The 18951-nt window shown below is 69.1% G+C and carries 14 protein-coding genes and 1 pseudogene; 3 read left to right on the top strand and 12 right to left on the bottom strand.

The genetic code is table 11. The annotated features are described in order from the left end of the window. Positions 1-10: 10 nt before the first annotated feature. The 3 genes and pseudogenes from H4F70_RS02720 (at position 11) to H4F70_RS02710 (ending at position 3714) form a co-directional block, all read left to right on the top strand. On the top strand, positions 11-496 hold the full coding sequence (locus H4F70_RS02720) for a hypothetical protein (RefSeq protein WP_182358952.1): 486 nt from the start codon (positions 11-13) through the stop codon (positions 494-496). Between the two features lie 93 nt (positions 497-589). After that, positions 590-1410, top strand: a pseudogene (locus tag H4F70_RS02715) (methyltransferase domain-containing protein). Positions 1411-1470: 60 nt separating this feature from the next. Then, positions 1471-3714 carry a 2OG-Fe(II) oxygenase gene (locus H4F70_RS02710; protein WP_182358951.1) on the top strand — a complete coding sequence of 748 codons (2244 nt, stop codon included), beginning with the start codon at positions 1471-1473 and terminating at the stop codon, positions 3712-3714. A 35-nt stretch (positions 3715-3749) separates the two neighbouring features. Here H4F70_RS02710 and H4F70_RS02705 read toward each other — a convergent pair whose 3' ends face one another. From H4F70_RS02705 to H4F70_RS02650, 12 genes are all read right to left on the bottom strand, one after another. Then, positions 3750-4079 (bottom strand): hypothetical protein, encoded by a 330-nt coding sequence (locus H4F70_RS02705; RefSeq protein ID WP_182358950.1) that lies wholly within the window; start codon positions 4077-4079, stop codon positions 3750-3752. Between the two features lie 95 nt (positions 4080-4174). Next, the gene (locus H4F70_RS02700; protein ID WP_182358949.1) at positions 4175-4708 is read right to left on the bottom strand and encodes a gluconokinase; all 534 of its coding nucleotides are present in this window, start codon (positions 4706-4708) and stop codon (positions 4175-4177) included. Then, a complete protein-coding gene (gene manD, locus H4F70_RS02695; protein ID WP_182358948.1) occupies positions 4698-5936 on the bottom strand; it encodes a D-mannonate dehydratase ManD in 1239 nt (412 codons plus the stop codon). Before manD ends, H4F70_RS02700 begins: the two co-directional genes overlap by 11 nt. A gap of 45 nt (positions 5937-5981) precedes the next feature. Continuing rightward, a complete protein-coding gene (gene uidA / locus H4F70_RS02690) occupies positions 5982-7769 on the bottom strand; it encodes a beta-glucuronidase (RefSeq protein ID WP_182358947.1) in 1788 nt (595 codons plus the stop codon). A gap of 13 nt (positions 7770-7782) precedes the next feature. After that, complete coding sequence (locus H4F70_RS02685) at positions 7783-9195, bottom strand: mannitol dehydrogenase family protein (protein ID WP_235681301.1); 1413 nt, start codon at positions 9193-9195, stop codon at positions 7783-7785. Beyond that, positions 9192-10625 (bottom strand): glucuronate isomerase, encoded by a 1434-nt coding sequence (gene uxaC, locus H4F70_RS02680; protein ID WP_182358946.1) that lies wholly within the window; start codon positions 10623-10625, stop codon positions 9192-9194. Before uxaC ends, H4F70_RS02685 begins: the two co-directional genes overlap by 4 nt. Before the next feature lie 70 nt (positions 10626-10695). Then, positions 10696-11769, bottom strand: a complete 1074-nt coding sequence (locus H4F70_RS02675; RefSeq protein WP_182358945.1) for a LacI family DNA-binding transcriptional regulator — start codon at positions 11767-11769, stop codon at positions 10696-10698. Between the two features lie 64 nt (positions 11770-11833). Continuing rightward, positions 11834-13360: a glycosyl hydrolase family 79 N-terminal domain-containing protein gene (locus H4F70_RS02670; RefSeq protein WP_182358944.1), complete on the bottom strand. Its 1527-nt coding sequence runs from the start codon at positions 13358-13360 to the stop codon at positions 11834-11836. A 107-nt stretch (positions 13361-13467) separates the two neighbouring features. Next, positions 13468-14352, bottom strand: a complete 885-nt coding sequence (locus tag H4F70_RS02665) for an ATP-binding cassette domain-containing protein (RefSeq protein WP_182358943.1) — start codon at positions 14350-14352, stop codon at positions 13468-13470. Next, positions 14346-16199: a dipeptide/oligopeptide/nickel ABC transporter permease/ATP-binding protein gene (locus H4F70_RS02660; protein WP_220471759.1), complete on the bottom strand. Its 1854-nt coding sequence runs from the start codon at positions 16197-16199 to the stop codon at positions 14346-14348. Before H4F70_RS02660 ends, H4F70_RS02665 begins: the two co-directional genes overlap by 7 nt. After that, the gene (locus H4F70_RS02655) at positions 16196-17137 is read right to left on the bottom strand and encodes an ABC transporter permease (RefSeq protein WP_182358942.1); all 942 of its coding nucleotides are present in this window, start codon (positions 17135-17137) and stop codon (positions 16196-16198) included. Before H4F70_RS02655 ends, H4F70_RS02660 begins: the two co-directional genes overlap by 4 nt. A 29-nt stretch (positions 17138-17166) precedes the next feature. Then, positions 17167-18486, bottom strand: coding sequence for an ABC transporter substrate-binding protein (locus H4F70_RS02650; protein WP_182358941.1), 1320 nt, complete (start codon positions 18484-18486; stop codon positions 17167-17169). Between the last annotated feature and the right edge of the window lie 465 nt (positions 18487-18951).

Genomic DNA, 18951 nt, shown 5'->3' with positions numbered 1-18951 from the left:
AGGAGCGGCGATGATGGGACGCGTCAGGAAGATCGGTGCGGGCCTTGCGGCGGGCGGCTGCGCGGCCGCGTTGACAGTGGGCGGCGCGGGCGTCGCCGGCGCGGAGCTGCATTCGGATGTGGTGCCGATGGACCAGCCCTGCATCGGACTCAGCCCGTACATCGTCGACCAACCGTATGCGTTCAGCCAGGTCTACGTCCTGCAGGACACCGAGGCGCCGGGGCAGGCGAAGGTGGACTTCAACCCCAGCAGCTTCTGGTTCTTCGCGGGCGGCTACACGTCGGACTTCACCCTCGACTGGACCAACCTGCAGACGGGGGCGTCCGGGACGATCCACGATTCCATGCGGGTGGCCAATCCGGGCTCCCACATGACGCCGGGCTACGTGATCGACAGCGGGCCGGGTGACGTGGCGCTGACGTTCAACTCCTACAACCATCACGAGCTGTGGGGTTTCCCGTCGATCACGTGCCACGGGACGATTCACGTCGACTGACTTTACTTCTCATATCTTGAGATAGCTGTTCCAAATACTGAATCGGTAGCCATAGGGTCGGTCGTGGATGCACGACCGACCCTAGGAGCACCCGTGCCGCACCCTCAGCACTCTCCCGACGCCGCCGTCTACACGCACGGCCACCACGAGTCCGTGCTGCGCTCGCACAACGTGCGCACCGCTGCGGATTCGGCCGCCTACCTGCTGCCGCACCTGCGCGCCGGAATGGACCTGCTCGACGTGGGCAGCGGGCCGGGCACGATCACCGCAGACCTGGCGGAGGCCGTCGCGCCCGGCCACGTCACTGCGGTGGAGTCGACCGAGCAGACCGTGTCGCTCACGCGCGCCGCCTGCGCGGAGCGGGGCGTGGACGTGCGGTGCGTCGTGTCGGACGCGCACCGGCTCGATCTCCCCGACGACGCGTTCGACGTGGTCCACGCGCACCAGGTGCTTCAGCACGTCGGTGATCCGGTGCAGGCGCTGCGCGAGATGCGGCGGGTGTGCCGGCCGGACGGGGTGGTGGCGGTGCGCGACGCCGACTACGCCGGTTTCACGTGGTTCCCGCAGCCGCCCGAACTGGACCGCTGGTTGGAGCTGTACCGCCGGCGGCTCGGGCGAACGGCGGCGAGCCCGACGCGGGCCGGCGCCTGCCCGCGTGGGCGCGCGCCGCCGGGTTCGCCGACGTGCAGGTCTCGTCCAGCACGTGGTGCTTCGCCGATGCGCGGTCGCGCGCCTGGTGGGGCGGGATGTGGGCGGAGCGGATCCTGCACTCGGCGATCGCCGCCCAGCTCACCGACGCCGGCTGGGCGACGCACGACGAGTTGGAGGAGATCTCCGCCGCCTGGCTGCGGTGGGCGCAGGATCCCGACGGGGTGCTCGTCATCCCGCACGTCGAGGTGCTGGCGCGGGGGTGAGGGGCGGCCGCCGACGCGGCTCGGGCACGCTGTACCCGCACCACTACGAAGGGAGAAGCCATGGCCATCCCCCCACGCGAAACCCTGCGGCGCCTGCTGGCGGGATCCGAGACGAACACGCAGGACACCGCGACGCTCCGCCTTCCGGCGCGGACGCTCGCCCTGTCGGTGGACGGCCTCGGCGTGGTGCCTCTGCCGATCCGCGCCCCACAGGCGAAGAAACTCATCTCGATCGCCCATCCCGCACACTTCGGCAAGGGCGAGGAGACCCTGCTCGACACGGACGTCCGCGACACGTGGGAGGTGCCGGCCGAATTGGTGCACCTCGACGGCGCGGGGTGGGACGAGGAACTCGCCGATGCCCTGGAGCGGCTGGGCGAGACGCTCGGCCTCCAGCACGGCACACGCCTGCGCCCCGAGTTCCACTCACTGCTGGTGTATGGCAAAGGGCAGTTCTTCGCGCCGCACCAGGATTCCGAGAAACACGACGGGATGGTGGCGAGCCTGGTGGTGATGCTGCCGTCCGCACACAACGGCGGCGAGCTCGCCATCGACGACGGCGGCACGATCAGGCAGTTCCAGGGTTCGCGCGACGAGCTGGTTCTGGTCGCGTTCTACGCGGACCGCCGCCACCAGGTACTGCCGGTGCGCACGGGCCACCGCGTCACCGCGACGTACAACCTGGTGTTGGAGACCGGGTCGAAGCCGCGATTCGCGGGCCCCGCCGATGAGGCGTCGGCGCTTCTCACGGAGCACTTCAGCACGCCGGTCCGCAGCCCCTACGGCCGCGAACTCGGCATTCCGACCCGCCTGGCCTTCCTGCTCGACCACGAGTACAGCCGCCACGGGCTCACGCCGGGCCTGCTCAAGGGGGCGGATGCGGAACGGGTGGCATTGCTCCGCGCGGCGGCGAGCGCGGCCGAATGCGAATCCGCGCTTGCGCTCGCCGAGGTGCAGGAGACGTGGGACGCGCGGCCCACCGGCAGCGGCTACAGGTACTACGACGATTTCGATGCGGACGACTTCGACGGCGGGGACGACGACTACGAGCTCGGCGAGCGCGTGGACGGCTCCGTCACCCTGACGTGGTGGGACGACGCCGAGAGCCCGGGCACAATCCGGCTTCCCCTCCGCGACGAGGACGTGTGCGCGGTGACACCGTCCGCCATGCTGCAGCCGTACGCCTCCGAATACGAAGGCTTCATGGGCAACTACGGCAACACGGTCGACCGTTGGTACCGGCGCGCCGCCCTCATCGTCTGGCCACGGACGCACGCATCCGCCACGCGCGCCGAGGCGAGCCCCGCGTGGGCACTGGGCACGGTCCGCCAGGCGATCGCGGCCGGTGACCTGGAGCGGGGACGCGGCGCGGCCGAGGCACTGGCCCCCTACTTCGATGACCTGCCGGCGGACGCCCTCCCCGAAGCGCTGTCCGTGGCCGCCGGCGTCCAGGACGGTGGCGCCGCGTCACGAATCCTGGCGCCGTTCACACTGGAGATGGTGTCGGTCGATATTGCACCGCAGCTCGCCGACCTCGCACACGCCTATCCGACCCCCTGGATTCGTGGATTGCTTCGCAAGTGGGCCAACGGGTTCCGCGTGGGCTGGCGCGATTACTCGGGATGGGTGGAAGCGACGCTGCCGCCGTTGTGCCGCGCGCTCGAGGACGCCGACGCGCATGTGGTCGCCGAATCGATCGTCCGCGAAATGCAGGAGTGGCTGCTCACTGTGGCTCGTGGACGTGCCGGGCTCCGGGACAGGCTGGTCAGGACCGAACGACTCGAGAAGCTCGGCGCGGCAGCATTGGCCGTCCTGTCGGTGACGGACGACGCGTCGGCGGCGACCATCGCCGAGGAGTTTCGAGCACTGGGCGAGAATGCGATTCCATTGCTCATGGAGATCCTGCGTTCGGAGGTGCCGCTGCACGAGCAGCCCTTCGCCGCGATCGCCGAGGCCACCCGGCAGCAACTGCTCGGCATGACGCAGGAGACGCCGAGGGCGCCGGACGACTGGTCGATCCCCTGGTCCGGTGGCGACGATGCCGATGCGCAGCGCCTCGCCGAGTTTCTCCACTCCGCGAGCGCCCGCACACTGGAGTGGCCGCTGGCGAAACCGCGACGCCAGGCGATTCACCAGGCGATCGACGACGCGGACCTGCCGGTGCGGCATCAGACGCGCCGCACCGGCAGCCCGCACACTCTCGTCTTGACGAAGACACTGGATCTGTTCACTCGCGAGGCCGAGAGGCGACGCCGCGCCGAGCTGGACCTTGCATGGTTGACGTCGGTGCTCGGCGAGGGGTGAAGGGCTGCGGGACGCCTGATCCTCTTCGCCGTTCCTCAACCGGCCGGGCGGTGGCCGGCGAGTTCCTCGCGCACGGCCGCCCGCACTTCTTCGCGTACGACGGTGCGCAGCGCGTCGGACGGTCCGGCGCCACGGAGCCGGTCGATGATCCACGAACGGACGAGCGTCGAGGCGGGCAACCCCGCGTCGTTGGCGTAGGCCTGCAGTGCGGCGGCCTCGTCCGGATTCAGCCGCACTGAAAACACAGTGGACCGCGCGTGACCAGGACGCGTGATGACCGTGTCCGGCGTCGGCTGCGCGTCCATGTTCTGTTCTGCGTGCTCCGCTTCGGCGTTGATCAGCTCTTCCAGCGTGGATTCGGTCATATCAGGCCCCTCTTGTAGCGGCGGCGATCCAACGGCCCGACTCCTCTTCGGATCGTACTACGGCGTATTACGCACCGCCGAATACCGGCTCACCCCTACCACCCCGGCGGCAACGCCCCCGTCACGTCGACGGTGATGCACCGCTCACCCTCCCCCGGCGACTCCAGGTCCGCGTACTGGGAGTCGAGCAGCGCCGCGGGCATGAAGTGTCCTGTGCGCGCCGCGACGCGCTCGGTCACCACCTCTTTCGGCGCGGCGAGGTGCACGAACACCACCTCCGGTGCGTGGGCGCGGATCGCGTCGCGGTAGCGGCGCTTGAGCGCCGAGCAGGCGATCACCACGCCGGTTCCGCGGGCACGGGCCAGCGCGTCGCCGACCCGATCGAGCCACGGCCACCGGTCGTCGTCGTCCAGCGGTATGCCGGCGGCCATCTTCGCCGTGTTCGCCGCCGGGTGCAGGTCGTCGCCGTCGAGGAACGGGATGCCGAGCAGCTCGGCCAGTCCCGCGCCGATCGTCGTCTTGCCGCACCCGGACACCCCCATCACGACGACGAGCGGCCCCGGCCCCGCCGCCCGTCGCACGGCGGCGGTGAGCTCGGCGACCGGCACCGTCACGTGGTCACCAGTCATGCATCGTGCCGTCGGCGAGCCGGTTGTAGGGCAGGTACGCGGTGGCGTAGGGGTACTTTCCGGCCTCGTCCACGTCCAGGTCGACGCCGAGCCCCGGCTTCTGCCCCGGGTGCAGGTAGCCGTCGGTGAACCTCATCGACTGCCGGAACACCCGGTTCGTCTTCTCCCCGTGCTCCATGTACTCCTGCAGGCCGTAGTTGTGGATCGCCATGCCCACGTGGAGCTGCGCGGCGAACCCGACCGGCGAGATGTCGGTGGGGCCGTGGAAGCCGGTCTTGATCTGGTACATCGCCGCGAAGTCGGCGAGCTTCTTCAGCGGCGTGATCCCGCCGAAATGCGTCGACGCGGCGCGCACGTAGTCGATGAGCTGCTCGGTGATGAGCGTCTGGAAATCCCATGCCGCGTTGAACACCTCGCCGATGGCCAGCGGCGTGGTGGTGTGCCGGCGCACCAGGCGCAGCGCCTCCTGGTTCTCCGCCGGCGTGCAGTCCTCCAGCCATACGAGGTCGTAGGGTTCCAGAGACTTGCCGAGCCGCGCGGCCTCGAGCGGGGTCATCCGGTGGTGCGCGTCGTGCAGCAGCGGCAGCTCGGGGCCGAACTCGGCGCGCACCGCCTCGAACACGCCGGGCACGTGCCGCAGGTAGGCGCGGGTGTCCCAGTCCTCCTGCATCGGCAGCGCCCCGCGCTGCGCGGGTTCGTGGTCGTAGCGCACGCCCTCATTGCCGGGCAGGCCGTGGTTGGAGGCGATGCCGTAGATCGATTCCAGCCCGGGCACCCCCGTCTGCACGCGGATGGAACGGTAACCGCGCTCCTGGTGGGACCGGATCGAGTCGAACAGTTCCGGGGTCTCCTTGCCGGAGGCGTGCCCATACGCCATCAGGCCGTGGCGCGATGCGCCGCCGAGCAGCTGGTACACGGGCATGCCCGCGACCTTGCCCTTGATGTCCCACAGCGCCATGTCCACCGCGGCGATCGACGCCATGGTCACTGGCCCGCGGCGCCAGTATCCGCCACGGTAGAGGAACTGCCAGGTGTCCTCGATGTTCGCGGGGTCGCGGCCGATGAGCAGCGGCACCACATGCTCGTCGAGGTAGGCCACGCAGGCCAGCTCGCGGCCGTTGAGCGTCGCATCACCGAGTCCGGTGACGCCGTCGTCGGTGGTCAGTTTGAGGGTCACGAAGTTCCGGTCCGGGCTGGTGACGATCACCTCGGCCTTGTCGATCTTCATGGAATCTCCTGGGTGCGGGGAGGAATCGGGCGGGTCGGGTCGGGGTCAGGCGGGGCCGCCGGTCCATCGCCTGCGCAGGGCGTGCGCGGCGGCCTTGGGCTTGCGGTCGCGGGTGAACACGCCCTTCTTGTTGCCGTCCACGCGGATGATCCCGGCCGAGGTCTGGAAGTCGGCGAAGTTCCACACGTGCTCGCCGATCATGGCGGGGATGCGATCGTGCACCCGGTGGAACATGTCCAGCAGCGCCACCTGGTACTCCTCGGTCCACGGGGTGTCCCACACCGAGTGCATCCCCTGCATGGTGTCGGCGCCGTACTCGGTCATGATCATCGGCTTGCCGTACATCTCCTGCCACTGCGACAGTTCCTGCTCCAGGCCGGCCTCCGCGGCCTCCAGGTCGCCGGTGTCGACGTACCAGCCGTAGTAACGGTTGAGGCAGAGCACGTCGAACAGGTCCGAGATCCTGTCCTGGCCGGCGACGGCGAGCATCATGTTCACGAACGTCACCGGGCGGGTCGGGTCCAGTTCGCGGGTGAGCGTCACGAGGGGCTCGAAGTACTCCCGCGAGCCGTCCTCGTGCGAGCCGGGCTCGTTGGCGATCGACCACATCACCACGGACGGGTGGTTCTTATCGCGGGCGATGAGCTCGCGGATGTGCTCCTTGTGCACTGCCTGCGTCTCGTCGTTGATGTACTCGGGGCTGAAGGTGCGCTTCGCCTCCGTACCGAACAGCCCGCTGGCCACGCCGAGGTTGAGCCCCACGGCGGCGACCTCGTCGATCACGACGATGCCGTGCCGGTCCGCGAAGTCCATCACCTCCTCCGCGTACGGGTAGTGGGAGGTGCGGAACGAGTTGGCGCCCATCCACTCCATCAGCTGGAAGTCGTGGACCAGGTAGGCGTTGTCGTGTCCCTTGCCCCGCACAGGGGTGTCCTCGTGGCGGCCGAACCCGGTGAAGCGGAAGGGTTCCCCGTTGATGAGGAACTCGGCGCCACGCACCTCGACGGTGCGCACGCCCACGGGCAGCGTGTACTCGTCGACGAGGCCGCCGCCGTCGTGCGCCTCGACCGTGAGCTCATACAGGTACGCCGCACCCGGCTGCCACAGCGTCACGTCGTCGATCGTCAACCGTGCGTGCGCACCGTCCGCGCGGGCGACGACCTCCCCCTCGGCGTCGCGCAGGGTGAGCCGGACGTCTGCGCCGTCGCCGCTGAGCTGCGTGTCCACATCGACCGATCCGGTCATGCCCTCGTAACCGGTGGTGACGGTGACGTCGGCGACGTGGGTCTGCGGGCGGCTCGCCAGCCACACCGACCGTGCCAGGCCCGCATAGTTGTAGAAGTCGTGATAGTACTTCTGCTTGCGGCGGCCCCGGGCGTCGACGGTGACCTCGCCCGGCGGGATCGTCACGTTCGACAGCTCGTTGTTGACGGCGATCGTCAGCCGGAGCTCGGTCCCCGCGGTCGCGTGCTCGGTGACGTCCGCCTCGAACGGCGTGTAGCCGCCGGTGTCGTGGTGCGCCACCTGTGTGCCGTCGACGTAGACGATGCCCTCGTGCATGGCCGAGTCGACGCGGACGATGATCTGCTGCCCGTTCCAGCCGCGCGGCACCCGGACGGTGCGCTGGTACCACACCCAGCCCACGTGGTCGCGGATGCGCGGGTCGACGAACAGGTCGTTGTAGCTGGCGGGCACGGGCGCCTCCAGCGTGGTCTGCAGCGGCCGCGTCCACCACTGCTCGTCGAAGCCGACCCGGTCGGTGTCGACGGCGAACGCCCAGAGTCCGTCGAGGTTCACGAGCTCGCGGGTGGCACTGTTCTGCGGTGTCAGCATGGGTTCTCTCGTTTCAGTGGGGGTTGCGTTCGGTGGACTGCGGCCCGCCCAGTTCGGCGGCGCACCTGCGGATCCGGTCGAGGAAGGGCGCGTCGGCGGCGAGCTCCGCGTCGAGCAGCGCGATCAGGGCGGCGGCGGGGTCGTCCGCGTGGGCGGCCCGCCGGACGGCGTCGGCGTGGGCGTCGGCCGGCAGCCGGCCGCGCGTGGCAAGTGCAGTCCAGGCGGCCAGGGGCACAACGCATCCGGCGGCACTCCGCCCGGCGGCGCGTTCCTGTCGTGCCACCGGGGTGACGCGCACGGCGAGCTTGCTCACGCCTTCCATGCCGATCTGACGCAGGTGGTGGGCGATGCGCGGGTTGGCGAAGCGCGCGGTCAGGGCGGCGCAGTAGTCCTCGGCGCCGAGCGCCGGCGGCATCCCGCGGCGCGCCTCGGCCCAGAACTCCTCGACGGCGGACCGGCAGCCGCGATCCGCGATGGCCTCGGCGACAGTGCCGTGCCCGCGGAGGATCCCGAGGTACGCGAGCAGGCTGTGCGCGCCGTTGAGCAGCCGCAGTTTGCGCTGCTCGAACGGCGCGATGTCCGCGACGATCCGCGCCCCGGCGCTCTCCCACTCCGGGCGGCCGGCGGGGAACTCGCCGCTGAGGACCCAGTCGGTGAACGGCTCGGTCACCACGGGGGCGGCGTCGGCGTAGCCGGTGAGCGCCGTCGTGGCGGCGCGGTCGGCGTCGGTGGTGCGCGGGGTGATGCGGTCGACGGAGGTCGAGACGAATGCGACGGTCTCCTCGATCCACCGGGCGAGCCCCGGATCGACCTCGCCGGCGAGGCGCGTCAGCGCGCGGTGCACGAGGGCGCCGTTCGCGGGGATGTTGTCGCAGGGCACGACGGCGATGGGCCCGGCCCTGCCCCGTCGCCGCGCCTCCAGCCCTGCGAGAAGGCGCCCCGGCGCCGTGGTCGGCGCGGCCGACGCGGGCTCTGCGGACAGCCCGCGGATGTCGGCGGCCACCGCGGGATCGTCGAGGTCGATCTCGCCGTCCGGCCGCAGGTGGTACCCGGGCTCGGTCACCGTCAGCGTCACGACCGCGGTCGCCGGCGCGGACACGTGCGCGCGGAACGCCGTCATGTCCGCACCGTCGAGGGCGGCGCTGATGCTCGGCACGATCACTGCGCGGTCCTCGTCGTCGCCCCGCTCGATCAAGGTGTACAGGCCGCCCTGCGCGGACAGTTCCTCGGCGGCCTGCGGCGACCGGCCGGTGAAGGCCGCGATGCCCCACGCGTCCGCGTCGGCGCTGCGGGCCGTGTACCAAGCCTGATGCGCACGGTGGAACGCGCCGAGGCCCATGTGCACGATGCGCACCGGCGGCGCCGGCGCGGCCACCGCGGCGCGGGTGAGCGGCGGTGCCACGGCGGGTGATCCGGTGGGCGTCACAGCTTGAACACCTTCCGCGGCTGGGCATCCACGAGATCGTCGATGATCCGGTGGGCGGAAGCCTCGTCGAGCCGCCCCTCGGCGACGAGCCGGGCCAGGTAGGCCGCGTCGAGCCGCCGCGACATGTCGTGCCGCGCGGGGATCGAGAGGAAGGCCCGGGTGTCGTCGATGAACCCGGAGCTCCGGTAGAAGCCGGCGGTCTCGGTGGTGGCGGCGCGGAATCGGCCGACGGCGTCGGGCGCGTCGAGGAACCACCAGGGGGCGCCGATGTACACGCTGGGGTAGAAGCCGGCCAGCGGCGCGATCTCCCGCGAATACACGGTCTCGTCGACGGTGAACAGCACCAGGTGGAAGCCGGGGGCGGTGCCGAACCGGCGCAGCAGCGGCTGCATCGACTGCACGTACTCGGTGCGCACGGGGATGTCATGCCCCGTGTCCGGCCCGTAGACCTCGAAGGTGTCGGTGCTGTGGTTGCGGTGCACGCCCGGATGGACGGTCATCACCAGGCCGTCGTCGACGCTCATCCGCGCCATCTCGAAGAGCATGTGGCCGGCGAACAGGCGCGCGTCCGCAGCGGTGCCGGCGCCGCGCAGCAGCCGGGTGAACAGCGCGGCCGCGTCGTCGCGGTCCAACTCCACCGTGAGCGGCTCGCGCACGCCGTGGTCGGCGGAGACCGCGCCGTGGTCGAGGAAGTACCGCCGGCGTTCCCGGAGCGCGTCGAGGTAGCCGTCGTAGCTGGATTCCGGCGTGCCGTGCCGCCGCGCCAACAGCGCGACGCATTCGTGCCAGCCCGGGGTCGACGGGTCGAGGTAGGCGTCGGGCCGGAAGGTGGGGACCACGCGGCCGCGGAAGCCGGGGTCGGCGGCGAGTGCGCTGTGCGCGGCCAGGTCGTCGAGCGGGTCGTCGGTGGTGGCGAGCAGCGCGATGTCGAACCGGTCGAACAACGCGCGCGGCAGGAACGCGTCGGTGGCCAGGCGCGCGCCGATCCGGTCGAAGAGCGCGTCAGCGTTCTCTGCGCTCGGCTGTTCGGTGATGCCGAACTGCGTCACGAACACGTCCCGCAACCAGTAGGCGGAGGCGGTGCCGGCGAAGTGCGGCCAGTGCGCGCAGAACCGGCGCCACGCCTCGCGCGGCGGTGCGGCGGGGCGCGTGCCGTCCAACGCGGGGACGCCGACCTCCTCCAGCGTGAAGCCCGCCGCGTGCAGCAGACGGGTGACGTAGTGGTCGTGGCGGAGGAACAGCTCGGTGGCGTTCGCGAACGGGACGTTGTCGCGCAGCAGCGCGGCCGGCACGTGGCCGTGCGGCGAGAGGATCGGCCGGCGGGCCACCGCGGCGTAGAGCTCGCGCGCGATCCCGCGGATGGTCGGGTCGGCGGGGAAGAGCCTGTCGGGATCGAGCTCCCATCCCTGTGCCGATGCGTCGGTGACCAATGGCCTTCCTTACTGTGTCAATCGATTGCCAAAACGTTGTGGGGGGCGGCCGCTGCGCCGCGGCGGCCCGTCAGGTGCCGCGCGCCGGCCCCGTCGAGCCCCGCACCGTGAGGCGCGTCGCGAGATCCGCCGCGGCCACCCCGCTCGTCCCCTCCGCGGCGCCCGGATCCGTCGTCACGCCGGGCGCGTCGCCGATGAGCGCGAGCACCTCGCCGATGGCCAGCTCGCCGATGCGCTCGTACGGGATCGAGATGGTCGTGAGCTTGGGCGAGGTGAAGTCGGAGCCGAAGATGTCGTCGAACCCGACGATGCTCATCGCGCCCGGGACGTCCAACCCGCCCTCCTGCGCCTGCTGCATGAGGCCGATCGCCACGAGGTCGTTGTAGGCGATCACCGCCGTCACGCCGGCCGCGCGCACCCGCGTGAGCGCGGCGCGTCCCCCGTCGAGCGTCGGCGCGTTCGGCCCGATCTCGACCACGTTCATGCCCAGCGCGACCGCCCCGTCGAGAATGAGCTCCCAACGGGCCCGGCTCATCCACGACCGTGCGGGGCCGGACAGGTACGCCACCGACCGGTGCCCCGCGCCGTGCAGGTGCTCGAGCGCCTCGCCCACCCCGGACTGCAAGTCGGGCACCACCGCCGGGATCGACTCGACGCGGCGGTTGACCACCACCAGCGGTTTTCCCCCGGCGATGCGGCAGATCTCGTCGTCCGTCATGCGCGTGGTCACCAGCACCAGCCCGTCGACGGACGGCGCCACCCGGCCCGCCGCCTGCAGCTCGCGTTCCCCCGACTCCTGCGATTCGGCCAGCACCAGGGTGTAGCCGCTGCGGCTCGCCGACTGCTCCGCCCCGCGCATCACGTCGAAGAACATCGGGTTGGTGAGGTCGGCGACCAGCAGGCCCAGCGTGCGGGTGCGCCCCGTCGGCAGCGCGCGGGCCATCGGGTTGACCCGGTAGTTCAGCTGCGCGGCGGCGTCGCGGATCTTCTTCTCGGTACGTGCGCTGATGCGGCCGGGCTTCGTCAGCGCGCGCGACACGGTGGACGGGTTCACCCCGGCGAGGTCGGCGATGTCGTATATCGTCGCCGCCGGGCGCGCCGACAGTGATCCCGCGGCCGCAGCGGTGCTGTCGTCCTCGCTCATAACGGAAATTGTAAACCTGCCCAATTCCGATGGCAACCGATTGCCACCTCTTCTTCGCGGGCCGTCACGCGCACGCTGGATGGGCCGCATCGGGAATCGCGACGAACGTGATCGAGGCGGGGGCTAGCACCAGATCGCCCGCGCCGATGGGCTCACCGGCCGGCTCCGGCACGGTGCCGTCGGCGTCGAGCTCGAGGTACCGCCCGTTGAGCCGCACACGACCGGAATCGAGCCGGTCCGCATCGAGCGTGTACCGCAGGGCATCGGCCGGAACCGCGAAGGTGCGGGACTGCGCGCGATCAGCGTTGAGGACAACGAGCGACACCCCGCCGGAAGCGTCGCGGTGGCTGTGCGCGTAAACCCGGAGGCCGTCGGGGCCGCCGTCGCCCGGATCCAGCACGATCCTCCCCATCAATCGCTGCCACAGCACCGCGGCCCAATAGTTGGGGCGCGGGGTGAAATCGTCCTCGTCGAGCAAGGCGTAGTCGCTTGATTCCAGGGTGTTGTGCATGACCACCTGCACACCCTCCTGCGCCAGCCGACCCAATTGGTCGACATAGCGGAACGTGTCCAGAAAGGTCCCCGCCCAGTGGTTCCCGCCACATCCGCTTTCCGCGACCTCAGTCAGCCACAGTGGCTTTCCTGGTTCGTACTCGTCCCGCATTTCGCTGTAGAATTTGCAGCTCGCGTAGGTGCTGTCCAGCCATTCGTCCGATGTCGCGTCGTCCGGAGTGGTCTGCGGAAGCCCCAACACCGCGCCGCGCTCCGACACGGCCCCATAGTGGTGATAGGAGAACGCGTCGACAGCCGGACCCGTCGCCGCAAGCAAGTCGGAAGTGTAAAGCATCCCCGCGGATTCAAAGAACTCAGCGAAAGCATCGGAACGCTCGCCTCGCCCCTCTGTTACGCGGCGGTCTCCACCCGAGCCCGGCCCAAGTACAATCATTTCAGGTGCAACACAATCAGAAAATGTTGCAAAATTTGCAAAGTCTTTCCCATAGTCTTCGGCACTATAACCCTCTGGCGTCCCCCCAGACGGACCCGTGTTGGGTTCGTTCATGAACTCCGCGGCAGCGATCATTCCTCCTACCGAGTGAGTGAATTCAAGCCATCGCTCCGCCAGCGCGGATGTCCACCTGCCGGAGTTGTCCCGCGTTCCCTCGCTGATGGCGAACGACGTGACGATCTTCGCGTCCACAGCGTCCGCGAAGTCGACGACCCCGCGCCACTGGTTGCGGGTCAGGACGCCCCTGAATCCCTCGGGTGCCTCCGCTGGCGGGGTGTCCGTGTCGGCGAAGTAGGTGGAGTTGGCCCACGTGCCACTCACCCGAACGTAGGACGGTCCGAGCGCGGCGGCGAGCTTTCGCAACCGCGGCTCCGACAGATCCCGCGGCGGCCGGTACTGGAACATCCCCGGGTCGAGGCCGGCTGGACCGTCCGCGTCCGACGATTCGGTGGACACGCCCGATGCGGGGCGCACCGCATCATAAGGCTTCCAGAAATTGCCTCCGGTCACCGCGACCATCTCGATGTTGTACGACTGGAAGCGCTCGTCCACCGAACCGATGCGCGCCATACGCTGCAGATCCACTTGTCCCTCTTTCCCCTACGACGTGACGACGTAGAACTCGACTACGACCGATTCACAGCGCTCCGTGACCACCGATCCGGCCGCGTGTTCATCGCCTTGGCATTCGATCAATGCGCCTGTACGGCAGCTCCATCCATCTCTTGTTCGTCAATCAGCCGGCGACGGTGCGACCGCCGCTCACGCTGCCGGTCCGGATCGGCCACCGGCGAGGCAAGCAACAGCCGCCGCGTGTACGGATGGCTCGGGCTGCCGGTGACCGTCTCCGCGCGGCCTTGCTCGACGATCGTGCCCGCGCGCATCACCGCGACGCGGTGGCTGATGTGCCGGACCACGTCCAGATCATGCGAGATGAGCAGGTAGGCCACGCCGGTTTCGCGACGGATCTCCAACAGCAGGTCCAGCACCTTCGCCTGCGTCGACAGGTCGAGGGCGCTGACCGGCTCGTCGCACACGATGAGCTTCGGGCGCACGGCGAGCGCCCGCGCGATGGCGATGCGCTGCCGCTGCCCGCCGCTGAACTCCCGCGGCAGGCGCTTGATCGCATCCCGCGGAAGGCTGACCTGGTCGAGCACCTCGCGCACACGGTTCCGGGCCGCCGACTTCTCCTGCCCCTGGACCGTCAGCGGCTCCGACAGGATGTCACCGATGGTCATGGACGGGTTGAGCGAGGTGTACGGGTCCTGGAAGACCACCTGCAGGTCACGGCTCAGCGCGCGCCGAGTCCTCCTGTCGGCGCGCGTGATGTCAGTACCGTCGAACCGGATGCCGCCGCCGGTGATCGGCGTCAGTCCCAGGACCGCCCGCCCCAGGGTGGTCTTGCCCGAGCCCGACTCCCCCACCAGCCCCAGCGTCTCACCCGCGTCGATTGCGACGTCGATATCGGTCAACGCCCGGAACGGCTTGGCCCGGAATCCTTTACCGGGGTAGTCGACGACGAGCCGGTCCACATCGAGAAGCCGTCCGCCCGTGTCGGCGCTGTCGTTTGTCAGCACAGGTCGGCCTCCGCCACACTCGAAGCCGTCGGCCGGGCGACGGGTTCTTCACCAATCGTGGTGCTCAGCGTCGTCATCGGCTCCTTTCCTTCCAGCACCGCCCCGAGCAGCTCCCCCGTGTACTCCGCGGACGGCGACCGCAGGACGTCGCGTACTGTCCCGGTTTCGACGATGCGGCCGTTCTGCATGACCGCGACCCGGTCGCAGAGGTCGGCGACGACGCCGAAATCGTGGGTGACCAGTACGACGGCCATGTTCCTGCGCTGCTGCAGATGCCGGAGGAGATCGAGCACGTCCGCCTGCACGGTCACGTCCAGCGCCGTCGTCGGTTCGTCGGCGATGAGCAGGTCCGGGTTGCAGCTCACGGCGCCAGCGATCAGGACGCGCTGCGCCATGCCGCCGGACACCTCGTGCGGGTATGCCGCAAACGTCCTGGCCGGATCCGGGATCCCCACCTCCGTCAACAGCTCCAGGACCTTCGCCTTGGCCTCCCGCCGGGAGACCTTCAGCACCTTCACCATCGGCCGCACCAGCTGGTGGCCGATCGTGAAGTTCGGGTCGAGGTTGCTCATCGGCTCCTGCGGGATGTACGCAATCCTCTTGCCGCGTATTTCCTCCCAGGTCTTGCCGCGGCGGTGGTCCGAGCCGGGTGCCACCAGGGTCCGCTCGTCGAAGACGACCCGCCCTCCGGTGATCATCGCCTCGTCGGGGAGCAGGCCCAGCAGCGCGTACGCCGTCTGAGTCTTCCCGGATCCCGACTCGCCGACGAGGCCAAGAACCTCGCCGCGGTCCACGTGCAGCGACACGTCCTGGACGACTTGCTTCGTCGTGCGGTCCGGGCGCGGATACCCGATTCCGAGGGACGCGACGGACAGCAGGTGGTCGGCGGCCGGCGGCGCGGGAACGGCGCCGGCCACCTCGCCGCCGCCCCGAACCTTGTGCCCCTTGCGCCGCGTCGACGGCGCCTGGGGCTTGTCCTCCAACGCATCCCGGACGGCGTTGCCGAGCAGCACGAAGGCCGCCACCGTGACCGTGATCGCGACCGCCGGCCACACCGCCAGCATCGGGTCACGGTAGATGTTCGTGAACCCCTCGCTCAGCATCAGTCCCCACGTGGCCGACAGTCCGTCGCCCAGTCCCAGGAAGTCCAGGATCGCCTGCACGCCGATGGCGATGCCGCAGAGGATGGCCGCCTGAATGACCAGCGGGGCGCGCACCACGACGAGTATGTGACGCCTGACGATCGTCACATCGCTCAGTCCGGACACCCGTGCCGCGTCCACGTAGAGCTCGCCGCGGACGCTCTGCACCGCGGTGTACGTCAATCGGAACATCCCCGGCGACATCAGGATGCCGAGGGCAGCCATCGACACCCACACGCTCTTGCCCAGTGAGGCGCTCACCGCCAAGAGGACGATGATGGCAGGGAGGGACAGCAGAACGTTGTTGATCCAGTTGGCCGCGGAGTCCAGGGCGCCGCCGAAGTAGCCGGCGACAAGACCCGACGGAACGCCGATGACGATGGCGACGACAGTCGCCAGCGCCGCCGCGATCAGGGTGGTCCTGCTGCCGACGATGAGGCGGCTGAGCACGTCGCGCCCCGCACTGTCGGTGCCGAGCCAGTGGGATCCGCTCATCGGCTGCAGAGCATCCTGGAGGTCCACCTGGTCGGGATCCAGCGGGGCCAGCCACTGCCCGAACACCGCCGCCACCACCACGATCCCCAGGATCATGAGCGCGATCGCGCCCATCGGGTTGCGGACAAGGCGCTTCCACAAGCTCGCATCGCGGGCGTCGCCCGCCGCGGTGCGAGCGGCCTGCACATCCTCTTCCGCAGTACTGCTCACGAGACCCTCGCTTTCGGATTGAGCCAACCGACGGCCAGGTCCACGAGCAGGTTGATGACCACCACCAGGATGACCGTGTAGACGACGACCCCCATGAGGACCGGCATGTCGCCGCGCGTTGTCGATTCCAGCGCGAGGAAGCCGATGCCGGGCAGAGCGAATATCTGCTCGATCACGACCACGCCGCCAAGGATCGAGATGAAGTGCAGCGACAGCACGGTGAGGCCGGCGGGGCTGGCGCCGCGGAGCGCGTGGCGGAACAGCACCTCGGACGATCCCAGCCCGCGGCTGCGGAGCGTGCGGATGTAATCCATTTCCAGCACCTTGATCGTCGAGCTGCGCACCTGCTGCGCGGTAGACGCCACGCCACTCACCGTCAGCGCCAACACCGGCAGCGTGATCGACGCCGCCCACAGCCCCGGGCCGTCCGACCAGCGTTCATAGCCCGTCGCAGGGAACCAACGGAGCCTGATCGCGAAGACGGACACGATCACGATGGCGACGACGAACTGCGGTACCGCCGCACCGGAGATCGACACCACCTGCAGGCCCCGGTCCACCCATCCGCGCCGGACGGCCGCGGCGACACCGATCAGCACGGAAACGATCGCGACCACGATGATCGTCACGAGCACCACCGACATGGTCGCCGGCAGCCTGCTCATGATGCTGTCGGTCACCGACCTGCCGCTGAACCATGACGCCCCGAACTGTCCCTGCAGCGCGTCCTTCAACCAGGCCCAGTAACGACTCATCAGGGGCTGGTCGAGGCCCAGTGCCTTCTTCTTGAGCTCCACCTGCTCCGCCGTCGCATTGTCGCCCAGGATCTCCCTGGCGACGTTGGCCGACGAGAAGTACAGGAGAAAGAAGGTGACTGTCGACACGGCGAACAGGACGACGACGCCGGCGGCCAATCGTCGGGTAATGAACGAGATCATCGAAACTCCATCAGTGCGCCACCGTGCTGTTACTGCGCGGGCGCGAAGTTGTAGATCGAAGGCACGACCTGTTGCGCCTGCGGCTTCGTCGTCGTGCCGGCGGCGGTGAAGTAGACCTCGTCCTTGCGGTAGAAGGGGGCGAACCACGCCTGCTCGGTCATCTCGGCGTTGAGATCGGTCGCCGCCGCGGCCTGCTGGGCGTCGTCGCCGTCCTGCAGCTTCTGCAGAGTCGCGGCCACCTCGGGGGTGCTCGAGTGGAACGGGTTATAGATAGCGTCCGGCAGGATCACCTGCGTTGCTGTGACCCACGCGGACCCCTGGAACAGGGAGTACCAGCTCATTGCGTACTTGCCTTGAGCCAGACTTGCGACGAGGTCGGCCACCTGGATGGGCTGCCACCGCACGTCGATCCCGACGTCACCAAGGTACTTTCCGAGCCCGGCGACCAGGGCTTGCGGGAACAGACCGGAGACGGTCGGCATCTCCACGGCGAAACCGTCCGCGTAGCCCGCGTCGGCCAACAGCTTGCGGGCCTTCTCCGGGTCGTACGGGTAGGCCGTGTCCAGATCGGGTGCGAACCCGTCGGCCGACGGCGGCAGGATCTGGCTGGTCACGGTGCCATAACCGTTGAGAACCTGGTCGAGCAGCGCCTTCTTGTCGATCGCATAGTTGATGGCCTGGCGGACACGCGGATCCTTCAAAGCCGGGATCTTAGTGCCGTCCCTGTCGAAGATGAGCAGTCCCTGCCAGTCGGTCGAGTAGCGGTACTCGGTCATGCCGGCGTTCTTGGCCTGCTCCGCCGTGTTGGGCGTGAGCGGTCCCGCGTCGATCTGGCCGGAGAGCAGCGCGTTGAGCATCGACGTGGTGTCGTTGAACTGCTTGATGACGATCGTGTCGTACTTCTGCAGCGACTCGTCCCAGTAGTCCGGGTTCTTGACGTACGTGTACTCCGAACCGTCAACCGAGTTCGCGGTGTCGAGCGTGTACGGGCCGCTGCCCACCGGATCCGTCCCGATGTTCCCCGCCTCGATGGCGGTGGGGCTGGCGATGAATCCCGCAGAGTTGCCGAGGTTCTCCAGGAGCGAGGGGTCGCGGTCCGAGAGGGTGAGGACCACCGTCGATTCACCCTGGGTCTCGACGTTCTCCACCCGGCTCAACTTCTTGGCATCGGGTCCGTTTCCGGTGCGGAACCTGTCCAGGTTGACCTTCACGGCCTCCGCGTTCACCGGGGTCCCATCGGTGAAGGTCACGCCCGAACGGATGGTCAACGTCAGTTTCGTCCGGTCGGCGTTGTACTTCCAATCGGTCGCCAGCATGGGCACAAGGGTTCCGTCGGGTTCCCGCCTCACGAGCGAATCGTAAACCGGCTGCACAAACTGGAGCATCGGTCCAATCTTGCTTTCTACTGGATCGAACGACCATGCATTACTACCGATCGCGCCAATAGTGAGCTTATCCGAGTTCCCCCCGGAGCCTGCCGAACCGCCGCCGCCGGCGCACGCCGACAGGGTGAGCAGACCCACCAGCAACACGACGAGCCCAACCAGCCATGAGCGTTCTCTCATTGCGGTCTCCCTAGGATTGTTCGTTGATCGTGAAAGAGGCGGAATCGTGCATCGCTCAGCCCCTGAGCTGCGACCGCGCTGCTGACAATCGGTTTTCTGCGAATGACCCGGCTGCATGTCTGCGGAACTCCGAAGCCCCGTGTGCCGAGAACCGACGGGCAGAGGCGCCGTCACGGCGCCGGGCGCGAAACAGCCTCGCCGACAAGGCGGACGAGACACCCGATGAGGTGGAGCGTGTCATGGTCTTCC

The sequence above is a fragment of the Tomitella gaofuii genome (genome assembly GCF_014126825.1).
GTDB classification, from domain to species: Bacteria; Actinomycetota; Actinomycetes; order Mycobacteriales; family Mycobacteriaceae; genus Tomitella; species Tomitella gaofuii.
Note: the sequence above shows the minus strand (reverse complement) of the source record. Positions and strands in the feature narration are given on the sequence as shown.

What these genes read in the sequence shown, in the direction of transcription:
- H4F70_RS02710 (WP_182358951.1), top strand. Translation starts at nt 1,471, where the DNA reads ATGGCCATCCCCCCACGCGAAACCCTGCGGCGCCTGCTGGCGGGATCC.
- H4F70_RS02720 (WP_182358952.1), top strand. Translation starts at nt 11, where the DNA reads ATGATGGGACGCGTCAGGAAGATCGGTGCGGGCCTTGCGGCGGGCGGC.
- H4F70_RS02700 (WP_182358949.1), bottom strand. Translation starts at nt 4,708, where the DNA reads ATGACTGGTGACCACGTGACGGTGCCGGTCGCCGAGCTCACCGCCGCC.
- H4F70_RS02705 (WP_182358950.1), bottom strand. Translation starts at nt 4,079, where the DNA reads ATGACCGAATCCACGCTGGAAGAGCTGATCAACGCCGAAGCGGAGCAC.
- manD (WP_182358948.1), bottom strand. Translation starts at nt 5,936, where the DNA reads ATGAAGATCGACAAGGCCGAGGTGATCGTCACCAGCCCGGACCGGAAC.
- H4F70_RS02655 (WP_182358942.1), bottom strand. Translation starts at nt 17,137, where the DNA reads ATGATCTCGTTCATTACCCGACGATTGGCCGCCGGCGTCGTCGTCCTG.
- H4F70_RS02675 (WP_182358945.1), bottom strand. Translation starts at nt 11,769, where the DNA reads ATGAGCGAGGACGACAGCACCGCTGCGGCCGCGGGATCACTGTCGGCG.
- uidA (WP_182358947.1), bottom strand. Translation starts at nt 7,769, where the DNA reads ATGCTGACACCGCAGAACAGTGCCACCCGCGAGCTCGTGAACCTCGAC.